Source organism: Streptomyces aurantiacus (genome assembly GCF_001418335.1).
Lineage (GTDB): Bacteria > Actinomycetota > Actinomycetes > Streptomycetales > Streptomycetaceae > Streptomyces > Streptomyces aurantiacus.
The window spans coordinates 1-1227 of record NZ_LIPP01000444.1 but is presented as its reverse complement, the minus strand read 5'-3'; the positions used below and the strand labels follow the sequence as shown (position 1 = coordinate 1227).

Below are 1227 nucleotides of genomic sequence, written 5' to 3'. Positions count from 1 at the left end.
AAGCGGCCCTTGGGTATCGGGGTCGCGGGTGTCGTCGCGGCGGCCGTCGTCATCGTTCCGCTGATCGTGCTCGGCAGTTCGGGAAACGGCGACGACCAGAGCGGAGCTTCCGACTCGTCCAAGGCCAAGGACAAGGCCCCGTCGACAACGCTGGATCCTTCGCCGACCGACTCCCCGCCCGACGTGCTGCCAGAGCAACCGCCTTCGGCCTCGACATCGGTTGTGCCGAAACCGAAGGAACCGGAGAAGCCGACGGCGGAGCCGACGGAACCGAAGGCGCCAACCCTCCCGGAAACCGGGGGCGATTCCGACATCCCCATCGGCGAGGTGCTGATCAAGAACAAGAAGTACGGCTTCTGCCTGGACCTTCCCAGCACAGGCAAAGGCGCGTTCGACACCCCTGTCCAGGACGGCGCCTGCCGTCCGTCGAGCAGCGACAACCAGGAGTGGGCCCTGGATCTGGCCGCCAAGGGCGGCGGCACTCGCGGGGCCGACCTGTACCTGATCCAGAACATCAAGTCCGGCCTCTGCCTGGACCTGGGCGGTTACGGCCCCGCCGGGTTCGCGGCACCGGTGGGCCTGTTCGACTGCAACTCCAGCAACGAGGAGGACAACCAGCTCTGGTGGCTGGACGAGCGTCCCAACGGCACGCACTGGATCCGCAACCAGCGGAGCGGGGACATGTGCCTCGATGTGAACCGGTCGGACAAGAAGGCCGCCCACGCCGGCACCACGGTCGTCGGCTGCAGCGACCTCGACGACCACGAGTGGAGCTTCCGGAAGAGCTGAGCGCCGGGAACGCGACGGTCGAGGGCAACGCATCAATCCAGGTACGGGCGCGACAGCCGTTTGCAGGCCACCGTTGGTGGCCTGCATTCTTGTGCTCGTCGGCGGGTTCTTCGTCCGCACCTTCGAGCGGGCGCCCCGGACATCGCCACGTGCCGCAGACAGCGTGAAGGCCTGGCATCCGGACAGAGCCAGGATGCCAGGCCTCGCGATGGTGCGAACGATCAGTCTGGACGAGGAGTCCAGTCCCCGTTACTAGGCCCCACCCCCACCCCCCGGTCCGCGCCGCCGCTGCTGCTGTTGCTGTGCACCGCCGCGCTGCTGTGCGTAATACGCGGCCACATCGCTACTGTTCCCGGGCTGGCCAGTATTCCCGTACTGCCCTGCATGCCCGTACTGCCCCGGAGGCGCGTATTCGCGGGCGTTGACACGCTGAAGAGG

The 1227-nt window shown here is 67.4% G+C and carries 1 protein-coding gene; it reads left to right on the top strand.

From position 1 onward, the window contains the following. The coding region (locus AOK01_RS38275) for an RICIN domain-containing protein (RefSeq protein ID WP_213862209.1) at positions 1-789 on the top strand (789 nt) is incomplete at its 5' end. Between the last annotated feature and the right edge of the window lie 438 nt (positions 790-1227).